The sequence below is a fragment of the Streptomyces sp. Edi2 genome, assembly GCF_040253635.1.
Taxonomy (GTDB): Bacteria; Actinomycetota; Actinomycetes; order Streptomycetales; family Streptomycetaceae; genus Streptomyces.
In genome coordinates this window covers 3,281,667-3,300,200 of record NZ_JBEJGX010000003.1, presented here as the reverse complement: position 1 = coordinate 3,300,200, position 18,534 = coordinate 3,281,667, and the positions used below count along the sequence as shown (strand labels likewise).

The window sequence follows — 18,534 nt, the reverse complement described above, 5'->3', positions numbered from 1 at the left end:
CCCCCGGGTGGCAGCATGGGGCCTGTGAGCGCCCACCCGTCACCCACGATCATGCTCCGGCCGCATCGCTGCACCCTCAGTGTCCCGGTCGAGACCGAGCGCCCCCAGTCGAGCGAGGCACCCTTCGAGGTCCCCGAACCCGACGTCCCGTGGGTCACGATCGTCCACAACGATCCGGTGAACCTCATGAGCTACGTCTCGTACGTCTTCCAGTCGTACTTCGGCTACTCCAAGGACAAGGCCCATCAGTTGATGCTCGACGTCCATCACAAGGGCCGCGCGGTGGTCTCCAGCGGCAGCCGCGAGGAAATGGAGCGCGACGTGCAGGCCATGCACGGCTACGGCCTGTGGGCGACCCTCCAGCAGGACCGCCGATGACCGGGCACTTCGAGCCGCTGCCCGGGGGCGGCGCCGCCGTCCCCCTCGACGAGGTCGAGATCTCCATCCTGCGCAGCCTCGCCGTCCAGCTGATGGAGCTGATCGGCCCGGGCGAGGAGGCCGGGGAGAGCGAGAGCGACGACCTGCTGGCGTCGATCTTCAACGACGGCCCCAGCGAGCCGCCCGCCGACCCGGTGCTGGCCCGCTTCTTCCCCGATGCCTACGGCGGACCCGATCTCGTCCCCGACGACGATGTGCGCGCCGCCTCCGCCGAATTCCGCCGCTACACCGAGAACGATCTGCGTGCGCGCAAGCGTGAGGACACCCTGGCGCTGATCCGGGCGCTGGACGGCCTGGCGCCCGCCGGTGACAGCGCGCTGCTCCGCCTCGACCCCGGCGAGTGCCGGCAGTGGCTGGGAGCCCTCAACGACCTCAGGCTGGCCATCGGAACCCGGCTTGAAGTGACCGATGAAGAAGATGGCGGAGAACTGCTGCGGCTCCCGGACAGCGATCCGCGCAAGCCGATGGTGATGGCTTATCTCTGGCTCGGCGGGCTCCAGGAGACCCTTGTCGAATCCCTGATGGGCTGAAAACAGGGCGTTCCACCCCTGTTATTACCGCTGTGTTCGCTCAGCGGATGCTCAAATCCGGATAACGATCGCATCACCTCGGCCATGTGAATTGCGGCACTTCAGGGTCCTTGTCCGCTTTCTCTCGTGGTTTGATTCACGCCATCCCTAGGCGGTCCGAGAGACGCCGTGATACATGTTCACGACCTGCCGTGAGCGACGCCACCCCTGTCGCCGCGGGAGCGCTGTGCCGGCCGACCGTCGGCGTGCAGGAACTCCATCCGGGGGGATCGGGACCCGATCCGGACAGACCGGGTCGGAATGGAGAAAGGCGCACCACACATGACCTCTGCGCAGGTCGACAAGCAGCACGACGGCAGCGACGCAGCTGGGACGGCCCCCGAAGAGGGCTACCAGCGAGGTCTGGGAAACCGTCAGATCCAGATGATCGCCATTGGCGGCGCCATCGGTACCGGACTTTTCCTCGGAGCCGGCAAGGCGATCTCGATGGCGGGGCCGAGCATCATCCTCGCCTACGCCATCGTCGGTCTGGTCATCTTCTTCATCATGCGGGCCCTGGGCGAGCTGCTGATGTACCGGCCCGTCTCCGGATCCTTCTCGGAGTACGGCCGCGAATTCCTCGGCCCGTTCATCGGCTTTGTGACCGGCTGGACGTACTGGCTGTTCTGGGTCGTCACCGGCATCACGGAAGTGACCGCCGCGGCCACGTATGTGCAGTACTGGAACAAGGGCATACCGCAATGGGCTGCGGCCCTGGTCTTCACCTGTGCGCTCTTCGGCATCAACCTGATCTCCGTGAAGATCTTCGGTGAGCTGGAATTCTGGTTCTCGATGGTCAAGGTCACCGCGATCATCGGCATGATCCTGATCGGCCTCGGCGTGATCACCCTCGGCTTCTCCGACGCCGGTGACACCGCCTCCTTCACCAACCTGTGGTCCCACGGCGGCTTCTTCCCCAAGGGCATCGGCGGCACGCTGATGACGCTGCAGATCGTGATGTTCGCCTTCCTCGCCGTCGAGCTCGTCGGCGTGACCGCGGGCGAGGCGACCAACCCGAAGAAGGTCCTGCCCAAGGCGATCAACACCGTGCCGTGGCGGATCGGCCTCTTCTACATCGGCGCGCTGATCATCATCCTGTCCGTCGTCAGCTGGACGGTCTTCAAGCCGGGCGTGAGCCCCTTCGTCGCCGCCTTCCAGCAGATCGGTCTGCCGGCCGGTGCCGGCATCGTCAACTTCGTCGTGCTGACCGCCGCGCTCTCCTCGGCCAACTCCGGCATGTACTCCACCGGCCGGATGCTGCGCGACCTCGCGCTCAACGGCCAGGGCCCGAAGTTCTTCACCAAGCTCAGCAAGAACGGCCTGCCCACCTGGGGCACCGGCGTCTCGGTCGCGATGATGCTGTTCGGCGTCTACATCAACTACCAGTGGCCCGGCGAGGCGTTCAACTACGTCGTCTCCTTCGCCACCATCTCCGGTATGTGGGCGTGGATCGTCATCCTGGCCTCGCAGCTGCGCTACCGCGCCAAGGCGAACCGCGGCGAGCTGCCGCAGTCCGAGTTCAAGGCTCCCGGCAGCCCCTACACCTCGGTCTTCGCGCTGGCCTTCATCGCCATGGTGATCGTGATGATGGGTGTCGACCCGGACGCCAGGATCTCGCTCTACGCGGCTCCCGTGTGGGCGCTCATCCTGGGCGTGGGCTACCTCTGCATCAAGCGGCGGGACGCGGCGAACGGCCTGACGGCCGGCGCGGCGCCGCAGGGCACCAAGGGCCCCAAGGGCTGAGGCACCACCCGGACGAACCGGGCGCCTCCCCTCGGCGTCCAGCATGCGGGCCCGCTCGTACCACTCTTCGGTACGCGCGGGCCCGCTGTTTATTCTTGGCGCCATGCTGACCCTTACCAAGGCGCTCTTCGACCAGATCGTCGAGCACTCCCGCCAGGACCACCCCGACGAGGCCTGCGGCGTGGTCGCCGGCCCGGCGGGCAGCGGCCGCCCCGAGCGGTTCATCCCGATGCTGAACGCCGCGCGGTCGCCCACGTTCTACGAATTCGACTCCGCCGACCTGCTCAAGCTCTACCGCGAGATGGACGACCGGGATGAGGAGCCGGTGATCGTCTACCACTCGCACACCGCCACCGAGGCCTACCCCTCGCGCACCGACATCTCCTACGCGAACGAGCCCGGCGCCCACTATGTCCTGGTCTCCACCGCCGACACCGATGACGCCGGACCCTTCCAGTTCCGCTCGTACCGGATCGTGGACGGCGAGGTCACCGAGGAAGAAGTCGAGGTCGTGGCGGCCTACTCCTGAGGCCGTCCCACCTGGTGTACGCCAATCGTCCGCATGGTGGGACGAGGTTCCAATGCCCGGACCGGGAATCGATACGATGACCGCATGGTTGACCACGACGTGAGCGAGAAGAGGCCGGGCATGCTGCTGCTCGCTCCGCTCGCCATACGTCGCTCCGCATCCGCACTGCTGGGCGCATTCGGCTGCGGAGCCGCACGGCTGCACGTGGATCTGTGCCGCCTTTCCAGCGCCATCTGTCCGCGCTGCGCCGCCGCCTGAGCCGGCCCGTCAGGGCGCGCGGCGCGCGCCGCCCACAGCCCCGCACCTCCGGCGTCACCCGACGCCCTCCCGGCACGCCGTAACGCCGTGCACCCGGGACCCACCGCCCCGCCATCGCATCTGGACAGGAGCACTCCCATGGCCATCGAGGTCCGAATCCCCACCATCCTGCGCACCTACACCGACGGCGAGAAGGCCGTCGAGGGCAGCGGAGACACTCTTGCCGACCTCTTCACCGACCTGGAGAGCCGGCACACCGGCATCCGCGAGCGCCTGGTCGACGGCGAGCAGCTGCGCCGCTTCGTGAACGTCTACCTCAACGACGAGGACGTCCGCTTCCTGGAAGGCATCTCCACCAAGCTCGCCGACGGCGACAGCGTGACGATCCTCCCGGCGGTGGCGGGAGGTGCCGGGGCGCAGCCCCGTCCGGCAGGGGTGGCGGTCGGGTGGCGGGCGGGAGGCATGCGCTGATGCGGTACGACTCCCCGCTGGCGGCGGTCGGGAACACCCCTCTCGTCCGCCTCCCGCGCCTGTCACCCTCCGAGGACGTCCGCATCTGGGCGAAGCTGGAGGACCGCAACCCCACGGGCTCGGTCAAGGACCGCCCCGCGCTGCACATGATCGAACAGGCCGAGAAGGACGGCCGGCTCACCCCCGGCTGCACCATCCTCGAGCCCACCAGCGGCAACACCGGCATCTCGCTCGCCATGGCGGCCAAGCTCAAGGGCTACCGCATCGTGTGCGTCATGCCGGAGAACACCTCCTCCGAGCGGCGCGAGCTGCTGGCCATGTGGGGCGCCGAGATCATCTCCTCACCCGCGGCGGGCGGCTCCAACACGGCCGTCCGGGTGGCCAAGGAGCTGTCCGCCGAGCACCCCGACTGGGTGATGCTCTACCAGTACGGGAATCCCGACAACGCCGGTGCGCACTACGCCACCACCGGCCCCGAGATCCTTGCCGACCTCCCCTCCGTGACCCATTTCGTGGCCGGTCTGGGCACCACCGGCACGCTCATGGGCGTCGGCCGCTATCTGCGCGAGCACGTTCCCGGCGTCCGGATCGTCGCCGCCGAGCCGCGCTACGACGACGTGGTCTACGGGCTGCGCAACCTCGACGAGGGCTTCATCCCCGAGCTCTACGACGAGTCCGTGCTCACCACCCGCTTCTCGGTGGGCTCCCACGACGCGGTCCGCCGCACCCGTGAACTCCTTTCCGAGGAGGGCATCTTCGCGGGCATCTCCACCGGCGCGGCGCTGCACGCGGCGATCGGCGTGGGCACGAAGGCCGTCAAGGCGGGGGAGAGCGCCGACATCGTCTTCGTCGTCGCCGACGGCGGCTGGAAGTACCTCTCCACCGGGGTGTACACCGCCGAGTCCACGGAAGCGGCGATCGCGACGCTGCACGGCCAGCTCTGGGCGTAGCTGCCGGCCGGCGGTCCGGCCGGCGGAGCGGGGAGAGCCGGCGGAGCGGGCAGATCCGGAAGGGTCGGACGGAGGAGCCGGAAGGGCCGGACGGACGAGCCGGAAGGGTCGGACGGAGGAGCCGGAAGGGTCGGAAGAGCGGCCGTGCGGCCCGTGTCCGGTACGCAGCCGCCGTCGTGGTGCCCTGCCGCGGCGGCGGGGCTTTCTCCCGGGGGCGCGGGGCAGGACTCTCCGGGGCGCGCCGGTATGACCTTTCGGGGGCGCGTCGCATGGCCGTCCGGGGGCGCGTAGGCGGATGCCGGGCGCCCCTCGGTGCACATTCACCTCGTTTCGGTGAGCGGCCCCCGCGACCGGGGGCCCGGCGGCACACCAGGCCGTACCGGCCGGGGCGCACGGGCGTACGGACGTACGGGGCGACAGCCCAGACTGGTGATTCCGCCCACAGCTCGCCCCGCCGGAGGAGCTACCGGCCCCTTTGCGCCTTACGCTCGGGGGCACCGCACCGACCGCCGAGGACCCGGCACCACCCGGCAAGGACCCGCCGGGAATCCCGGCATGGACCCTTCCCCGAGCGCTCCGGTGTGCGAGCAGGGAAGACCGCTATACCGCCGCCCCCGCCCACGGAGGTTCACGCCCGCTATGAAGCTCACCGTCGTCGGATGCTCGGGGTCGTTCCCTTCCGTGGAATCGGCCTGTTCGAGCTACCTCCTCGAGGCCGACGGCTTCAGGTTGCTCCTCGACATGGGCAACGGCGCCCTGGGCGAACTGCAGCGCCACATCGGCCTCTACGACCTGGATGCCGTACTCCTGTCGCATCTGCATGCCGATCACTGCATCGACCTGTGCGGCTACTTCGTGGTGCGCTACTACCGCCCGGACGGCGGACGTTGCGCGCCGATGCCGGTCTACGGCCCGGCCGGCACCGAGCGCCGGCTGACCGTCGCGCACGCCGATCTGCCGTACGACGGCGCCATGAGCGAGGTCTTCGGGTTCCGCAACCTGACGCCGGGCACCTTCACCCTCGGGCCGTTCACGATCCGCACGGAGCGGGTCAGCCACCCGGTGGAGTCCTTCGCCTTCCGGATCGAGCACGGCGGCCGGTCCCTGACGTACTCCGGGGACACCGGCCCCTGCGAGGCGCTGGAGCGCCTTGCCGCGGGCGCCGACTTCTTCCTGTGCGAGGCATCCTTCACCTACGGCAAGGAAGACATCCCGGATCTGCACCTCAACGGCCGGGAGGCCGGCGAGATCGCCCAGCGGGCCGGCGCGGGCCGGCTGGTGCTGACCCACATCCCGCCGTGGACCGACCCGGCCATCGGCATCCGTGACGCCCAGAAGGCCTATGACGGGCCGGTCGAGGTCGCCAAGGCGGGTGCGGTCTACGAGATCTGAGCACCTGCCAGGTCCGAGCGGGGGCCAGGTCCGGGCGGGTCGCCGCGCGCCATGACGAAGGGCCCCGGAACCGTCCGACGGTTCCGGGGCCCTTCGTCATGGTGTGGGCTGCGCGGCTTACGCCTTCGTCAGATCCTCGATCTCCTCCTCGGGCTCCCGGCCCGGGGTGGTGAGGTTGAACTTGGTGATCGCGAAGCGGAACAGCAGGTAGTAGACGGCGGCGAAGACCAGGCCGATCGGGATGATCATCCAGGGCTCGGTGGCCAGGTTCCAGTTCAGCGCGTAGTCGATGAAGCCGGCGGAGAAGGTGAAGCCGTCGTGCACACCGAGCGCCCAGGTCAGAGCCATGGAGATGGCGGTCAGCACGGCGTGGATCGCGTACAGCACCGGGGCGATGAACAGGAACGAGAACTCGATCGGCTCGGTGATACCGCAGACGAAGGAGGTCAGCGCGAGCGAGATCATCATGCCCAGGACGGCCTTGCGGCGCTCGGGGCGGGCACAGTGCGCGATGGCGAGGGCAGCGGCCGGCAGACCGAACATCATGATCGGGAAGAAGCCGGACATGAACTGCCCGGCGGACGGGTCACCGGCGAAGAAGCGGCCGATGTCGCCGTGCGCGACCTTGCCCGCGGCGTCGGTGAAGTCGCCGAGCTGGAACCAGGAGACGGTGTTGACGAACTGGTGCATGCCGATCGGCAGCAGCGCGCGGTTGATCAGGCCGAACAGCCCGGACCCTGCCGCACCCAGGCCGGTCATCCACTCGCCGAAGCCGGAGATGGCGCTGCCGATGGGCTCCCAGATCAGCAGGAAGAGCACGCCGACGGCGGTGCCCACGAAGGCCATGATGATCGGGACGAGCCGGCGGCCGTTGAAGAAGCCCAGCCAGTCCACCAGCTTCTTGCGGTGGTAGCGCTGCCACAGGGTCGCGGCGAGCAGGCCCATGATGATGCCGCCGAGGACGCCGGGGTTGTTGAGGACCGGCTCGACCCACTTGCCCTTCTCGATATGGCCTTCCGTGACCGGGAACGCCTTGAGGACATTGCTGTAGACCAGGAAGCCGACCAGAGCGGCGAGCGCCGTGGAGCCATCGGACTTCTTCGCGAAGCCGATGGCGACGCCTATGCAGAACAGCATGGGCAGGTTGTCGAAGACCGCCCCGCCGGCGGCGGCGAAGACCTTGCTGACGTCGACCCAGCCGAGGCCCTTCTCGCCGAAGACGTCCGGCTGGCCGAGGCGGTTGAGGATGCCCGCGGCGGGAAGGACGGCGATCGGGAGCTGGAGGCTGCGGCCGATCTTCTGCAGGCCCTGGAACAGGCCGGATCCCCGCTTCTTCGCGGGGGCCGCCTTGGTGGCGGTGGCCGAACTCATCGGATTCCTCCTGGTGAGGCGGGCACTCAAAAGGGGGGACGGCCCGCGTTTGGTCTACACCTTGGTCTACACCACTAGTGGTTTAGACCATTCTTAGCACGTAGACCTGACATAAAGGAATCCATTCTTCCAAGTGGTGTGGACCACACGACAACCGGCCCCCGGGCAGTGGAACCCGGGGGCCGGCGGCGCGGCGCGTCCTCCTACTTCACGTTCTCCCGTTCCATCGCGTCCCCCACCTCGTCCGGCTCCCGGCCGGGCGTCGGCAGATGGAATTTCGTGATGACGAAACGGAAGAGGGCGTAGTACACCACCGCGAAGCACAGGCCGATGGGGATGATCAGCCAGGGTTTGGTCGCCAGACCCCAGTTGATGACGTAGTCGATCAGGCCCGCCGAGAAGCTGAAGCTGTCGTGCACCCCCAGCGCCCAGCACACCCCCATCGACACCCCGGTCAGCACGGCATGGATCGCGTACAGCACCGGCGCGATGAAGAGGAACGAATACTCGATCGGCTCGGTCACGCCCGTCACGAACGAGGTCAGGCCGACCGACAGCATCATGCCGGTGATCTCCTTGCGGCGGTGCGGCTTGGCGCAGTGCGCGATCGCCAGCGCCGCGGCCGGCAGCGCAAACATCATGATCGGGAAGAACCCGGTGGTGAACTGCCCCGCGTCCGGATCGCCCGCCAGGAACCGGTTGATGTCACCGTGGACGACCGTGCCGTCCGGCTTGGTGAAACTGCCGAACTGGAACCAGACAAAGGTGTTCAGGAACTGATGCAGGCCGATCACCAGCAGGGCACGGTTGGCGACACCGAAGATCCCCGCACCCCACGCCCCCAGCCCCGACAGCCATTCACTGAAGCTCGTCAGCGCATCGCCGATCGGCTGCCAGACGAACAGGCACAGCACCGCGAACACCAGGCCGACGAAGGCCATGATGATCGGGACCAGCCGGCGGCCGTTGAAGAACCCCAGCCAGTCCACCAGCTTCACCCGGTGAAAGCGCTGCCAGAGCCAGGCGGACAGAAACCCCATGACGATGCCGCCGAACACTCCAGGGTTCTGGAACGAGGCCTGCGTCACCGTCAGCTTCCGGTCCACGCACACCCCGCTCCACAGGCCCGCCTGGGTGTACGTCTGGCCCGCGGCGCAGCCCGCCGGAAACGCATGCATGACCGAGAAGTAGACGAGGAACCCGACCACCGCGGCCAGCGCCGTCGAGCCGTCCGCCTTCTTGGCCATACCGATCGCCACACCGATACAGAACAGCAGCGGCAGCCCGAGCCCCGAATCCAGCAGCGCGCCGCCCGCGGCCGCGAACACCTTGCCGACGGCGTCCCAGCCCAGCCCGTCCGCGCCGAACACATCCGGCTGGCCGAGACGGTTGAGAATTCCCGCAGCGGGCAGGACGGCAATCGGCAACTGCAGACTGCGCCCCATCTTCTGCAGACCCTGGAAGAGATTCGACGTCCAGTTCCTGCCCGGCGCCGCCGCTGCGTCCGAACTCATCCGTGTCCTCCCGGCAGTCGGCCCGTCGGCAACCGGCCTCGTGCTTGGCGCATACTGGTGGTGTAGACCACTCGTGGTGCGGCCGGACGTTCCGGTGCGCACTCCGGTGATCGCCATCCTTCGCGAGAGCGCGGACAAACGCCCATATTGTTGGGCTGAACGTGCGTTACGGTGTGAAAACCGCACGGCTGAACCGCCGGCGGCCGAGACAAGCAGGAGTGGACATGGCCAGCAAGGCTGAGAAGATCGTCGCCGGGCTCGGCGGACTCGACAACATCGAAGAGGTCGAGGGCTGCATCACCCGCCTCCGCACCGAGGTCGTCGACTCCTCCCTCGTCGACGAGGCCGCCCTCAAGGCCGCCGGCGCCCACGGCGTCGTCAAGATGGGCACCGCGATCCAGGTCGTCATCGGCACCGACGCCGACCCCATCGCCGCCGAGATCGAAGACATGATGTGAGCTGACGAGCCGGCCGCCAGGCCGCTCGAGACGGCCCCGCCCCGGACGGTCCACCGCCCCGGAGTGGGGCCCTCGTCATTCCCGATAGGGTCTACGCCATGTCTCGCATCGACGGCCGCACCCCCGAACAGCTCCGCCCGGTCACCATCGAACGCGGCTGGAGCAAGCACGCCGAAGGATCCGTCCTCATCTCCTTCGGCGACACCAAAGTCTTCTGCACCGCATCCGTCACCGAGGGCGTACCGCGCTGGCGCAAGGGCACCGGCGAAGGCTGGGTCACCGCCGAGTACTCGATGCTGCCTCGCTCCACGAACACCCGCGGCGACCGCGAATCCGTCCGTGGCAAGATCGGCGGCCGCACCCACGAAATCAGCCGCCTGATCGGCCGCTCGCTGCGCGCCGTCATCGACTACAAGGCCCTCGGCGAGAACACCATCGTCCTGGACTGCGACGTCCTCCAGGCCGACGGCGGCACCCGTACCGCCGCCATCACCGGCGCCTATGTCGCCCTCGCCGACGCGGTCACCTGGGCCCAGGGCAAGAAGCTCATCAAGCACGGCCGCAAGCCGCTGACCGGCACCGTCTCCGCCGTCAGCGTCGGCATCGTCGGCGGCACCCCCCTCCTCGACCTCTGCTACGAGGAAGACGTCCGCGCCGACACCGACATGAACGTCGTCTGCACCGGCGACGGCCGCTTCGTCGAGGTCCAGGGCACCGCCGAGGCCGAGCCCTTCGCCCGCGACGAACTCAACTCCCTCCTCGACCTCGCCGTCGCCGGCTGCGCCGAGCTCGACGAGGCCCAGCGGGCGGCACTGGCCCGCACGCTCTGAGGGGAGCGATGGCCGGAGCGGGCGGGGCGGGGCGGCGGGCCGGCTGTCCGCGGGCGGGCCGGGGCCTGAGGTGGCTCGGGGTCTGAGGTGGCCCGCCGGTCTGAGGCGGCCTGGGGCGCCTGAGGTGTCCCGGGGCCCGAGGTGACCCGCGGTCTGAGGCGGTTCGCCAGCCTGAGGCGGCCCACTGCGCGAACCACCACGCGGAAACCCCGCGCCACAGGGGGAGGCCCCGCACCCTCCCCCTGTGAGGCTTTTCTCATGGGACGTCCCTCTCTGGAAAAGGCCCCCGTGGCCATCGCATGGTGGAGCCATGCCCACAACTGCCGCGACCGCGCCCCGCATCCGCGCCCGCACCGGCGGGCCCCAGGACGACTCCCGGCTCCTGGAGCACATCCTCGGCTGGACCCTCGTCGTCGTCCTCGCCATGCTGCTCACCCAGACCGGCCTCGTCTGACCGCCGGGACGGCTCCCGCGCCTGACCGCCGGGACGGCTCCCGCGCCTGACCGCCGGGAGGACCCCCGCGTCCGGCCCCGCGTCCAGCTCCCGTCGAGTCCGGTCCCCGCGCCCGGCCCGGTCCTCGCCGCCGGCCCCGCATCCGGCTACCGCGCCCAGCCCCCGCATCCGGCTACCGCGCCCAGCACCTGCCTCCCGTCCCGCTCCACACCCCGGTGTCCGATCCCGGCCCCCGGCGCCGGTGGACGGGCAACCAAACGGCCCCGTCCCGCGTTTCTTCCTTTGCCCGAGCATGACCCGAGGGAAGGAACCGCACCATGGCCCCGCGCACCCGCCGGCACCGTCGCCCCGCCACCACCGCATGCGCCGCGTTAGCCGTCGCGACCCTTGCGATACCGCTGCTCTCCGGCTGCGGGGCGGTCCAGAAGGCCATGGACTGCGCCAAGACCGCCACCTCCGTCGTCAATGCCGTCGACAAGCTCCAGCAGGCCGCGGACAACTCCCTCACCGACCCGCAGAAGGCCGAGCAGGCCCTCGACAACATCGACACCAACCTGCAGAAGCTGAGCAAGGAAGCGAACGATCCCGAGCTGTCCAAGGCCGTCGACAAGACGAACAACGGCATCAAGGCCGCCCGCAAGGACCTCGACCGCAACAAGGCCCCCGACATACAGCCGATCGTCGACGGGGCCCAGGACATGACGAGGATCTGCACACCGGGATAATCACTGCCCATGCAGCCTCACACCGGTGGACACTCCGCAGCCCCCCGTCGCCTCATCCTCGCCACCCGCAACGCCGGCAAGGTCACCGAACTCCGGGCCATCCTGGAGACCGCCGACCTCGATGTGGACCTTGTCGGCGCCGACGCCTATCCCGAGATCCCCGACGTCAAGGAAACCGGCGTCACCTTCGCCGAGAACGCCCTCCTCAAGGCCCACGCCCTTGCCCAGGCCACCGGCCACCCCGCCGTCGCCGACGACTCGGGCCTCTGCGTGGACGTCCTCGGCGGCGCCCCCGGCATCTTCTCCGCGCGCTGGTCGGGCACCCACGGCGACGATCAGGCCAACCTCGCCCTGCTCCTCGCCCAGCTGGCCGACATCGCCGAGGAACACCGCGCCGCCCACTTCTACTGCGCCGCGGCCCTCGCCCTCCCCGACGGCACCGAGCGCGTCGTCGAGGGCAAGCTCGAAGGCACCCTCCGCCACACCCCTTCCGGCACCGGCGGCTTCGGCTACGACCCCATCCTCCAGCCCCTCGGCCACACTCGTACCTGCGCCGAACTGCCCCCCGCCGAGAAGAACGCCATCAGCCACCGCGGCCAGGCGTTCCGGGCGCTGGCACCGGTGGTGCGGGAGTTGCTGGGCTGAGGCGATAGCCGGCCCGAAGGCACGAAAACGGCCTCCCCGTCCGATGGCGGGGAGGCCGTATGCGCAGGTGGGCCCGGTGGGACTCGAACCCACGACACACCGGACCTAAACCGGCGCCCTCTGGCCAACTGGGGTACGGGCCCGCGCGCCTACTTTACTGTGCCCGGGCGCGCGGCTGTGCGGGGATGGCCGAGTGCGCCGACCGGGAGGAAAAAGTCCTCGTCTGGCTGTGGCACGAGGGACACAGATAGCGAAGGTTCTCCAGACGACTGTCCAGCCGGTCACCGTTGATGTGGTCGATCTCCAGGACGAGCCGCTTGCCCTGCCAGGTGTCCCCGAGACCGCACTCCGCGCACTGCCGGGAGACGTTCTTCTCATCGAGGGCGCGGCGTAAGAACGTTGTCTTCTCGCGTCGGGAACCAGGCTCGCTTCGCCGCAGGATGGCGTCGGCGGACTTGCGTGCCGGGGAAGGGAGCCCACGCCTGTGGCCCTGACCGGTGAAGTGCCCGGTCGGCAGGCCGTATGCCTCGATGCTGCGTTTCAGTGCTCTTCGCGATGTGCCGTTGTCGGTCAGGGCGAGGCGGGCGAGGACTCCGGCGAGACTCTGTGAGGACGCCACGGCCTTTTCCAGATCGTCGCGTGGAAGCAGTGAGGAGCCAAGCCCGCGAGGGGTGAAGTGGGAGGTGTCGATGCCGAATTGATCCAGCTTCCTGCGGAGGTGGGTGTACGCGCTGTCGTACGGCGGTACCTCCATGTACGCCATCATTTCCCGGATGCTGTGGGACTGCGCGGCGGCTTCTTTGAGCAGTGCCTCGGTGTACGAACGGTGTCGGCGGCGGGGGAGCGGTTCATCGACGAAATGCGTGGTGTCGATGCCGTGGTGCTGCAGCCGGTCGCGTAGGTATCTGCGCGGACCGCTGCCCAGGGGCGCCCCGAGCCGGCGCAGCATGTCGACCAGGCTGGTGGAGGCAGCGGCCGTACGGGTCAGCACGTCGCGGGTGTAGATGAGGCGCCGGGCCATGGGCAGGGCTCACTTCCGCCGCGGCTTGCGGCCGCGATAGGTGTCGGTCACCGCATGGCAATTGGGGCACAGCAAGCGCAAGTTGGCTGGGCGGTTGTCCCACCAGTCACCGTTGAGGTGATCGACTTCGAGGCGCAACGGCTTGCCGTTCCACTGCGCCTCCGTGCCGCACATGACACACCGCTCCGGAACGCCCTTGCACAGTAATTCCTTGCGGAGACGTTCACCCGCGGTGCGGCCGCCCGCCGGCGAGCCCAGTACCAGACGATCGCGCTTGGTGACCTCGGGGCGCTCCCGGGGCAGAGGGGTGAAATGCGAGGTGTCGATGCCCAGTTCGGCGAGGCGTCGGCCGATGTGTGCGTGATTTCCGCCGACCGGGCTGATGCCGAGGCGGCGTACGACCTCGGCAATGCTGTGCGAGCAGGCCGCGAGGTGGCGGAGTCTGGCCTCGGTGTGCCGTACGCCGGGGACGGCGAAGTGTGCGGTGTCGACGCCTGCTTCCCGCATCCTTGCGCGCAGGTAGCGTCTGCTGCCCGGCGTCGGTGTCCCGCCGAACCATCGCACGGCGCCGTCGAACGAGGACGACGCACGCGCGGCCTCCGCGAGCCGTTCGGGCGTGTACTTGACCGGCATGCTTTCCCCCGTCCTGCGCGCAGGCCCCTCCCCGCGCATCCTCTCGAACAGAACAACGATCGAACGCGGAGCCGGTTACGGCAGGGGCGGGAAAGCGGGGACGGAAAAGGCGGGGCAGGAAAGACGGAAGGCCCCCGGGGGCGTTCCCGGGGGCCCTTCCGCGTTGTGGAGTGCGGTTCAGAACCGCGGTTCCGGAGTCTGGGACTCGATGAGTTCGACGGCTTCCTTCTTGGTGGCGACGGAGGGCGGGGAGCCGTCGAGGGGCTGCTGGGCGGTTTCCTTCATGCAGGCCACGGCGATGACGCCGACGAGGGCGGCGCCCATCGTGTAGTAGGCGGGGACCATGACGTTGCCGTGGAAGGCGCCCATCAGGGCGGTGATCACCAGGGGCGTGGTGCCGCCGAAGAGGGAGACGGCCAGGTTGTAGCCGATGGAGAGGGATCCGTAGCGGACGTTGGTGGGGAAGAGCGCGGGGAGTGCGGCGGACATGGTGCCGAGCAGGCAGACCAGGGAGAGGCCGAGGAGGGCCATACCGCCGATGACCGCGCCGAGGCTGCCCTGGTTGACCAGGAGGAAGGCCGGGATGGCGGTGAGGAAGAAGCCGAGCATGCCGGCCATCAGCAGGGGCTTGCGGCCGTAGCGGTCGTTCAGTTTGCCGACGGTGCTGATGACGCACATCAGGGCGACCATGGTGCCGAGAAGGATCAGCAGGCCGTGGGACTCCTGGTAGTGGAGGGTGTCCGTCAGGTAGGTCGGCATGTACGACAGCAGCATGTAGTCGGTGATGTTGTACGCGCCGACCAGGGCGATGCACAGGATGAGGGTGGGCCACTGCTGGGCGAAGATCTCGCTGATCTTCTTCTTGGGGGCGTTCTCGGACAGGTGCGAGAACTCGGCCTCGGCCTCGACGACGGAGCCGGTGGCGCTGTGGGTGTGGGCGGCCTCGAACTTCTGGAAGGCGGGGGTCTCGTCGAGCTTGACCCGGAGGTAGAGACCCACCAGGCCGAGGGGACCGGCGATCAGGAACGGCAGGCGCCAGCCCCAGCTGTTCATCGCGTCGTCGCCCACGGTGGAGTTGAGCAGCAGCACAATGCCGGCGGCACCGGTGTACCCGATCAGGGTGCCCATCTCCAGGAAGCTGCCGTAGAAACCGCGCTTCTTGTCGGGGGCGTACTCGGCGATGAAGGTGGAGGCACCGCCGTACTCACCACCGGTGGAGAAGCCCTGGACGAGGCGGAAGAGGATGAGCAGGACCGGGGACCAGAAGCCGATGGTGGCGTAGGACGGGATCAGGCCGATGCAGAAGGTGCCCAGCGCCATCATGATCATGGTGAAGGCGAGGACCTTCTTGCGGCCGATACGGTCGCCGAGAGGGCCGAAGTAGGCGCCGCCCAGGGGGCGTACGAGGAACGCCACCGCGAAGGTCGCGAACGACGACAGCAGCTTGGTGGTGTCGCTGCCGCCGGGGAAGAAGACGTTGCCGATGATGACCGCGAGATAGCTGTAGATCCCGAAGTCGAACCATTCCATGGCGTTGCCGAGCGCCGCGGCCTTCACGGCACGCTTGACCACGCGCTCGTCGGTGACGGTGATGTCGGTGCGCCGCAGTTTGGGATTCTTGCGCCGGGCGACGGCACGGAAGAGCACCCGGTGACGCTTGAGCGCTTCCCGGTCCTGGTCGGGCACGGGGTCGGCTTCGGTGCTGCCGGTCGGCACGAGGCGGTCCTCTCGGTCGGTCAGCGCGTGGGTGCGCGGGCGGGGTACGACAGGTGCGCCTGCGCAGCGGAGCGCCGATCCAAACCACTCTGAAGGGATGAAGCGATATTCGTCACGCGCGGCTGGCCCGTCCGGCGCACGGGAGGCGGGATGCGGCGGGGCGGGGCGGGGATCGCGCCAGGGGTGCGGCAGGGCTTGTTACAGGACTGGTACACAGCCGAGTGGTCACCGCAGCGTTCGGGCAATCAGCCTGTGTCCGGGGGGCGGCAGAGTGAAGCGTCGGGCGCGGCATGCTTGTGTGCCGGGTGGGGGTACGGGGCGTGGTCCCCGGGAGGAGAACGTGATGACCGACCGCGAGAGGTCTCGCCGGCTCCCGGCGCGTACCGTGCTGGCGGCCTTCGCCGCGGTGACGGTGCTGGCGGCCGGCGGGGTGTGGTTCGGCCAGGCGTCGGACCGTGCGTCGGCGGTGGACGCCGCGCCGAAGACGGCGGCGGTGCAGGACGTGAAGGAGGACGGCAAGCCGCCCTCCGGCCTGCCGGGGGTGCGGGACTGCGGCTTCGGCACCCCGGTGTCCAAACCGCATGTCATCACGCTGGCCTGCCGGGACGCGGGGACGGTGGCGACCGGGATCTCCTGGAAGTACTACGGTGCCAGGGAGGCGTTCGGTGCCGGCGTGGTGCAGGTGGAGAAGACCACGGGGGGCGGTGCGGATTCCGGCTTCCCGGCGACCTTCCGGCTGTTCGCCCCGAAGGCGGTCGACGGGGGGCTGGTGTTCACCGGTCTCGAAGTGCGGTACGAGGGCTCGACGCCGCTCGGTGACACGACGGAGATGTACAACCTCGCGTGATGGGCATTCGAGGCCGGATCGCCCTGGCCATTTCAGGTATGACGGCGCTGGCCGTGGTGGTGCTCGGTTTTGCGGTGCACCACATAGCGGACGCCGAGCGGGAGCGGGCGGCGCGGGCGTATCAGGACGACCGGCTGAGTTCGGCGCTGCAGATCTACGAGCGGGACGGCACGCGGGCGCTGGGGGCGCAGGTGGACGATGCGACCCTGCCGTCGCCGTTGCGGGACGCGGTGTTCAAGAACCGGTCGGGGACGTACATCAGCGGTGGTGAGGACCCCCGGGTGTGGGCGGCGACCGGGGTCGGGGGCTCCGGCGAGGGCGCGCCGACGCGGACGCTGTCGGTGTCCGCGGCCTACCCGCACGACGATCCGTCGCAGCTGGCGCTGGACCGGGCGCTGCTGATCGCGGGGTGCGGCACGGTCGTGCTGATGGCGGTGGTGTCGTGGTTCGTCGCGCAGCGGCTGTCGCGGCGGCTGCGGCTGAGTGCGGCGGCGGCGCGGCGGATCGCGGCGGGGGAGGCGCCGGACGCGGATGCGCTGGCGAGCAACGGCCGCGACGAGGTGGCCGAGTTGGGCCGGAGCGTGCATCACATGGCGACGTCGCTGGCGGCCCAGGCGCAGGCGGAGCGCGAGTTCACCGCGGATGTGGCGCATGAGCTGCGGACGCCGGTGGCCGGTCTGGTCGCGGCCGCCGAGCTGTTGCCGCAGCCGCGGGCGGTGGAGCTGGTGCGGGACCGGGCGCAGGCGATGCGGCGGCTGGTGGAGGACCTGCTGGAGGTCTCGCGGCTGGACGCGGGGGTGGAGCGGGCGGATCTGGACGCCTGTGAGCTGCCGTCGCTGGTGCGCGGGATCGTGCAGCGGGCGGCGCGCCAGCGCGGGGTGGACGAGGTGTCGGTGTCCGTGGAGGGGGAGCCGCGGATCGTGGAGACGGACCGGCGGCGGGTGGAGCGGGTGCTGGTGAACCTGCTGGCGAACGCGGCCAAGCACGGCAAGCCGCCGATCGAGGTGGTGGTGGCGGGGGCGCGGATCGTGGTGCGCGATCACGGCCCCGGCTATCCGGCGGAGCTGTGTGCGGAGGGGCCGCGGCGGTTCCGTACGGCGGCGCCGGAGCGGGGGACCGGGCACGGTCTGGGGCTGACGATCGCGGCCGGGCAGGCGGGGGTGCTGGGGGCGCGGCTGGACTTCGGCGCTGCCGCGGACGGCGGCGCCGAAGCGGTGCTCGAACTGCCGGAGTGGGAGGGGCCGGCGTGCCCTACAGCCCCAGGTCCTTGATGATCTTAGCGACATGCCCGGTGGCCTTGACGTTGTAGAGGGCGCGCTCGACCGTGCCCTCCTCGTCGAGGATGACGGTGGAGCGGATGACGCCGGTGACGGTCTTGCCGTAGAGCTTCTTCTCGCCGAAGGCGCCGTAGGCCTCCAGGACCTCCTTGCCGGGGTCGCCGAGGAGGGTGACCTTCAGGTCCTCCTTCTCCCGGAACTTGGCGAGCTTCTCCGGCTTGTCGGGGGAGATGCCGATGACGTCGTAGCCGTGGCCGGCGAGGAAGCCGAGGTTGTCGGTGAAGTCGCAGGCCTGCTTGGTGCAGCCGGGGGTCAGGGCGGCCGGGTAGAAGTAGACGATGACCTTGCGGCCCCGGTGGTCGGCGAGCGAGACCTGCTTGCCGTCCGCGTCGGGCAGGGTGAAGGCGGGGGCGGTGTCGCCCGGCTGCAGTCGCTCGCTCATGACTCTCCTTGGTGTGGGTCCGTAGGGTCCCGAGGCGTGGGGCCGTACGCCCCCGACATTAGCCAGCCGGGGCGCGGAGGGGCGCCGGGGGCGTCCCGGGGCGCCTCGGGGGTGCGAAACGGGGGTGCTGTGGGGCGCAAGGGGGCGTGAGCTGACAGACTGTCCATCACGAATCGGCAGTCAGCTGTGTGGCCGGTTCCGTACGGGGCCTCGTGCCCGGCCCCCGTACGCATCGGCGCGAGACGACGGAG

Annotated in this window: 21 protein-coding genes and 1 tRNA gene; 15 read left to right on the top strand and 7 right to left on the bottom strand. The window is 69.4% G+C overall.

Annotated elements, in window-relative coordinates; genetic code table 11:
* Nucleotides 1-51: 51 nt before the first annotated feature.
* The 8 genes from clpS to ABR737_RS17835 all read left to right on the top strand — a co-directional run bounded on the left by clpS (nt 52) and on the right by ABR737_RS17835 (nt 6,350).
* Nucleotides 52-378 (top strand): ATP-dependent Clp protease adapter ClpS, encoded by a 327-nt coding sequence (clpS, locus tag ABR737_RS17870; protein WP_350256824.1) that lies wholly within the window; start codon nt 52-54, stop codon nt 376-378.
* A complete protein-coding gene (locus ABR737_RS17865; protein ID WP_350251158.1) occupies nt 375-968 on the top strand; it encodes a DUF2017 domain-containing protein in 594 nt (197 codons plus the stop codon). Before clpS ends, ABR737_RS17865 begins: the two co-directional genes overlap by 4 nt.
* 321 nt (nt 969-1,289) lie before the next feature.
* A complete protein-coding gene (locus ABR737_RS17860) occupies nt 1,290-2,750 on the top strand; it encodes an amino acid permease (RefSeq protein WP_350251157.1) in 1,461 nt (486 codons plus the stop codon).
* Between the two features lie 103 nt (nt 2,751-2,853).
* Nucleotides 2,854-3,279, top strand: a complete 426-nt coding sequence (locus tag ABR737_RS17855) for a M67 family metallopeptidase (RefSeq protein ID WP_350251156.1) — start codon at nt 2,854-2,856, stop codon at nt 3,277-3,279.
* An 84-nt stretch (nt 3,280-3,363) separates the two neighbouring features.
* Complete coding sequence (locus ABR737_RS17850; protein WP_311626986.1) at nt 3,364-3,537, top strand: putative leader peptide; 174 nt, start codon at nt 3,364-3,366, stop codon at nt 3,535-3,537.
* A 138-nt stretch (nt 3,538-3,675) separates the two neighbouring features.
* Nucleotides 3,676-4,008 carry a MoaD/ThiS family protein gene (locus ABR737_RS17845; protein ID WP_350251155.1) on the top strand — a complete coding sequence of 111 codons (333 nt, stop codon included), beginning with the start codon at nt 3,676-3,678 and terminating at the stop codon, nt 4,006-4,008.
* Nucleotides 4,008-4,958: a PLP-dependent cysteine synthase family protein gene (locus ABR737_RS17840; RefSeq protein ID WP_350251154.1), complete on the top strand. Its 951-nt coding sequence runs from the start codon at nt 4,008-4,010 to the stop codon at nt 4,956-4,958. The genes ABR737_RS17845 and ABR737_RS17840 overlap by 1 nt, the downstream gene beginning before the upstream one ends.
* Nucleotides 4,959-5,597: 639 nt before the next feature.
* Entirely contained in the window at nt 5,598-6,350 is a 753-nt protein-coding gene (locus ABR737_RS17835) for an MBL fold metallo-hydrolase (protein WP_350251153.1), read from the top strand.
* Nucleotides 6,351-6,467: 117 nt separating this feature from the next.
* Here the strand turns inward: ABR737_RS17835 and ABR737_RS17830 are convergent, their stop codons facing one another.
* Nucleotides 6,468-7,721 (bottom strand): PTS transporter subunit EIIC, encoded by a 1,254-nt coding sequence (locus tag ABR737_RS17830; protein ID WP_350251152.1) that lies wholly within the window; start codon nt 7,719-7,721, stop codon nt 6,468-6,470.
* 203 nt (nt 7,722-7,924) lie between these two features.
* A complete protein-coding gene (locus ABR737_RS17825; RefSeq protein ID WP_350251151.1) occupies nt 7,925-9,235 on the bottom strand; it encodes a PTS transporter subunit EIIC in 1,311 nt (436 codons plus the stop codon).
* A gap of 224 nt (nt 9,236-9,459) precedes the next feature.
* Here ABR737_RS17825 and ABR737_RS17820 point away from each other — a divergent pair, with 224 nt between their 5' ends.
* The 5 genes from ABR737_RS17820 to rdgB all read left to right on the top strand — a co-directional run bounded on the left by ABR737_RS17820 (nt 9,460) and on the right by rdgB (nt 12,347).
* Complete coding sequence (locus ABR737_RS17820; RefSeq protein ID WP_018091307.1) at nt 9,460-9,693, top strand: PTS sugar transporter subunit IIB; 234 nt, start codon at nt 9,460-9,462, stop codon at nt 9,691-9,693.
* Nucleotides 9,694-9,791: 98 nt separating this feature from the next.
* The gene (gene rph, locus ABR737_RS17815) at nt 9,792-10,523 is read left to right on the top strand and encodes a ribonuclease PH (RefSeq protein WP_350251150.1); all 732 of its coding nucleotides are present in this window, start codon (nt 9,792-9,794) and stop codon (nt 10,521-10,523) included.
* 310 nt (nt 10,524-10,833) lie between these two features.
* Entirely contained in the window at nt 10,834-10,977 is a 144-nt protein-coding gene (locus tag ABR737_RS17810; protein WP_350251149.1) for an SCO1431 family membrane protein, read from the top strand.
* A 317-nt stretch (nt 10,978-11,294) separates the two neighbouring features.
* A complete protein-coding gene (locus ABR737_RS17805) occupies nt 11,295-11,702 on the top strand; it encodes a hypothetical protein (protein ID WP_350251148.1) in 408 nt (135 codons plus the stop codon).
* 9 nt (nt 11,703-11,711) lie between these two features.
* On the top strand, nt 11,712-12,347 hold the full coding sequence (rdgB, locus tag ABR737_RS17800) for an RdgB/HAM1 family non-canonical purine NTP pyrophosphatase (protein WP_350251147.1): 636 nt from the start codon (nt 11,712-11,714) through the stop codon (nt 12,345-12,347).
* Between the two features lie 68 nt (nt 12,348-12,415).
* On the opposite strand, the gene ABR737_RS17795 is transcribed toward rdgB, so the two are convergent.
* From ABR737_RS17795 to ABR737_RS17780, 4 genes are all read right to left on the bottom strand, one after another.
* Nucleotides 12,416-12,490: transfer RNA gene (locus ABR737_RS17795), tRNA-Leu, on the bottom strand.
* Nucleotides 12,491-12,501: 11 nt separating this feature from the next.
* Nucleotides 12,502-13,368, bottom strand: coding sequence for an HNH endonuclease (locus tag ABR737_RS17790; protein WP_350251146.1), 867 nt, complete (start codon nt 13,366-13,368; stop codon nt 12,502-12,504).
* A 9-nt stretch (nt 13,369-13,377) separates the two neighbouring features.
* Nucleotides 13,378-14,001 (bottom strand): HNH endonuclease, encoded by a 624-nt coding sequence (locus ABR737_RS17785; RefSeq protein WP_350251145.1) that lies wholly within the window; start codon nt 13,999-14,001, stop codon nt 13,378-13,380.
* 177 nt (nt 14,002-14,178) lie between these two features.
* On the bottom strand, nt 14,179-15,717 hold the full coding sequence (locus tag ABR737_RS17780) for an MFS transporter (protein WP_350251143.1): 1,539 nt from the start codon (nt 15,715-15,717) through the stop codon (nt 14,179-14,181).
* A gap of 343 nt (nt 15,718-16,060) precedes the next feature.
* Between ABR737_RS17780 and ABR737_RS17775 the strand changes: the two genes are divergently transcribed.
* Both ABR737_RS17775 and ABR737_RS17770 read left to right on the top strand, forming a co-directional pair.
* A complete protein-coding gene (locus ABR737_RS17775; RefSeq protein WP_350251142.1) occupies nt 16,061-16,564 on the top strand; it encodes a hypothetical protein in 504 nt (167 codons plus the stop codon).
* The gene (locus ABR737_RS17770; protein ID WP_350251141.1) at nt 16,564-17,835 is read left to right on the top strand and encodes a sensor histidine kinase; all 1,272 of its coding nucleotides are present in this window, start codon (nt 16,564-16,566) and stop codon (nt 17,833-17,835) included. The genes ABR737_RS17775 and ABR737_RS17770 overlap by 1 nt, the downstream gene beginning before the upstream one ends.
* Here ABR737_RS17770 and bcp read toward each other — a convergent pair.
* Nucleotides 17,816-18,283 (bottom strand): thioredoxin-dependent thiol peroxidase, encoded by a 468-nt coding sequence (gene bcp / locus ABR737_RS17765; RefSeq protein WP_350251140.1) that lies wholly within the window; start codon nt 18,281-18,283, stop codon nt 17,816-17,818. The two genes, ABR737_RS17770 and bcp, sit on opposite strands and share 20 nt — an antisense overlap.
* Nucleotides 18,284-18,534: the final 251 nt, after the last annotated feature.

Bases quoted from the DNA above. Each gene is read 5' to 3' on its own strand.
- ABR737_RS17820 (WP_018091307.1), top strand. From the start codon at position 9,460: ATGGCCAGCAAGGCTGAGAAGATCGTCGCCGGGCTCGGCGGACTCGAC.
- ABR737_RS17775 (WP_350251142.1), top strand. From the start codon at position 16,061: ATGACCGACCGCGAGAGGTCTCGCCGGCTCCCGGCGCGTACCGTGCTG.
- ABR737_RS17825 (WP_350251151.1), bottom strand. From the start codon at position 9,235: ATGAGTTCGGACGCAGCGGCGGCGCCGGGCAGGAACTGGACGTCGAAT.
- ABR737_RS17865 (WP_350251158.1), top strand. From the start codon at position 375: ATGACCGGGCACTTCGAGCCGCTGCCCGGGGGCGGCGCCGCCGTCCCC.
- ABR737_RS17850 (WP_311626986.1), top strand. From the start codon at position 3,364: ATGGTTGACCACGACGTGAGCGAGAAGAGGCCGGGCATGCTGCTGCTC.
- ABR737_RS17860 (WP_350251157.1), top strand. From the start codon at position 1,290: ATGACCTCTGCGCAGGTCGACAAGCAGCACGACGGCAGCGACGCAGCT.
- bcp (WP_350251140.1), bottom strand. From the start codon at position 18,283: ATGAGCGAGCGACTGCAGCCGGGCGACACCGCCCCCGCCTTCACCCTG.
- ABR737_RS17805 (WP_350251148.1), top strand. From the start codon at position 11,295: ATGGCCCCGCGCACCCGCCGGCACCGTCGCCCCGCCACCACCGCATGC.
- clpS (WP_350256824.1), top strand. From the start codon at position 52: ATGCTCCGGCCGCATCGCTGCACCCTCAGTGTCCCGGTCGAGACCGAG.
- ABR737_RS17770 (WP_350251141.1), top strand. From the start codon at position 16,564: ATGGGCATTCGAGGCCGGATCGCCCTGGCCATTTCAGGTATGACGGCG.
- ABR737_RS17835 (WP_350251153.1), top strand. From the start codon at position 5,598: ATGAAGCTCACCGTCGTCGGATGCTCGGGGTCGTTCCCTTCCGTGGAA.
- ABR737_RS17840 (WP_350251154.1), top strand. From the start codon at position 4,008: ATGCGGTACGACTCCCCGCTGGCGGCGGTCGGGAACACCCCTCTCGTC.
- ABR737_RS17785 (WP_350251145.1), bottom strand. From the start codon at position 14,001: ATGCCGGTCAAGTACACGCCCGAACGGCTCGCGGAGGCCGCGCGTGCG.
- rph (WP_350251150.1), top strand. From the start codon at position 9,792: ATGTCTCGCATCGACGGCCGCACCCCCGAACAGCTCCGCCCGGTCACC.
- rdgB (WP_350251147.1), top strand. From the start codon at position 11,712: ATGCAGCCTCACACCGGTGGACACTCCGCAGCCCCCCGTCGCCTCATC.
- ABR737_RS17830 (WP_350251152.1), bottom strand. From the start codon at position 7,721: ATGAGTTCGGCCACCGCCACCAAGGCGGCCCCCGCGAAGAAGCGGGGA.
- ABR737_RS17845 (WP_350251155.1), top strand. From the start codon at position 3,676: ATGGCCATCGAGGTCCGAATCCCCACCATCCTGCGCACCTACACCGAC.
- ABR737_RS17855 (WP_350251156.1), top strand. From the start codon at position 2,854: ATGCTGACCCTTACCAAGGCGCTCTTCGACCAGATCGTCGAGCACTCC.
- ABR737_RS17810 (WP_350251149.1), top strand. From the start codon at position 10,834: ATGCCCACAACTGCCGCGACCGCGCCCCGCATCCGCGCCCGCACCGGC.
- ABR737_RS17790 (WP_350251146.1), bottom strand. From the start codon at position 13,368: ATGGCCCGGCGCCTCATCTACACCCGCGACGTGCTGACCCGTACGGCC.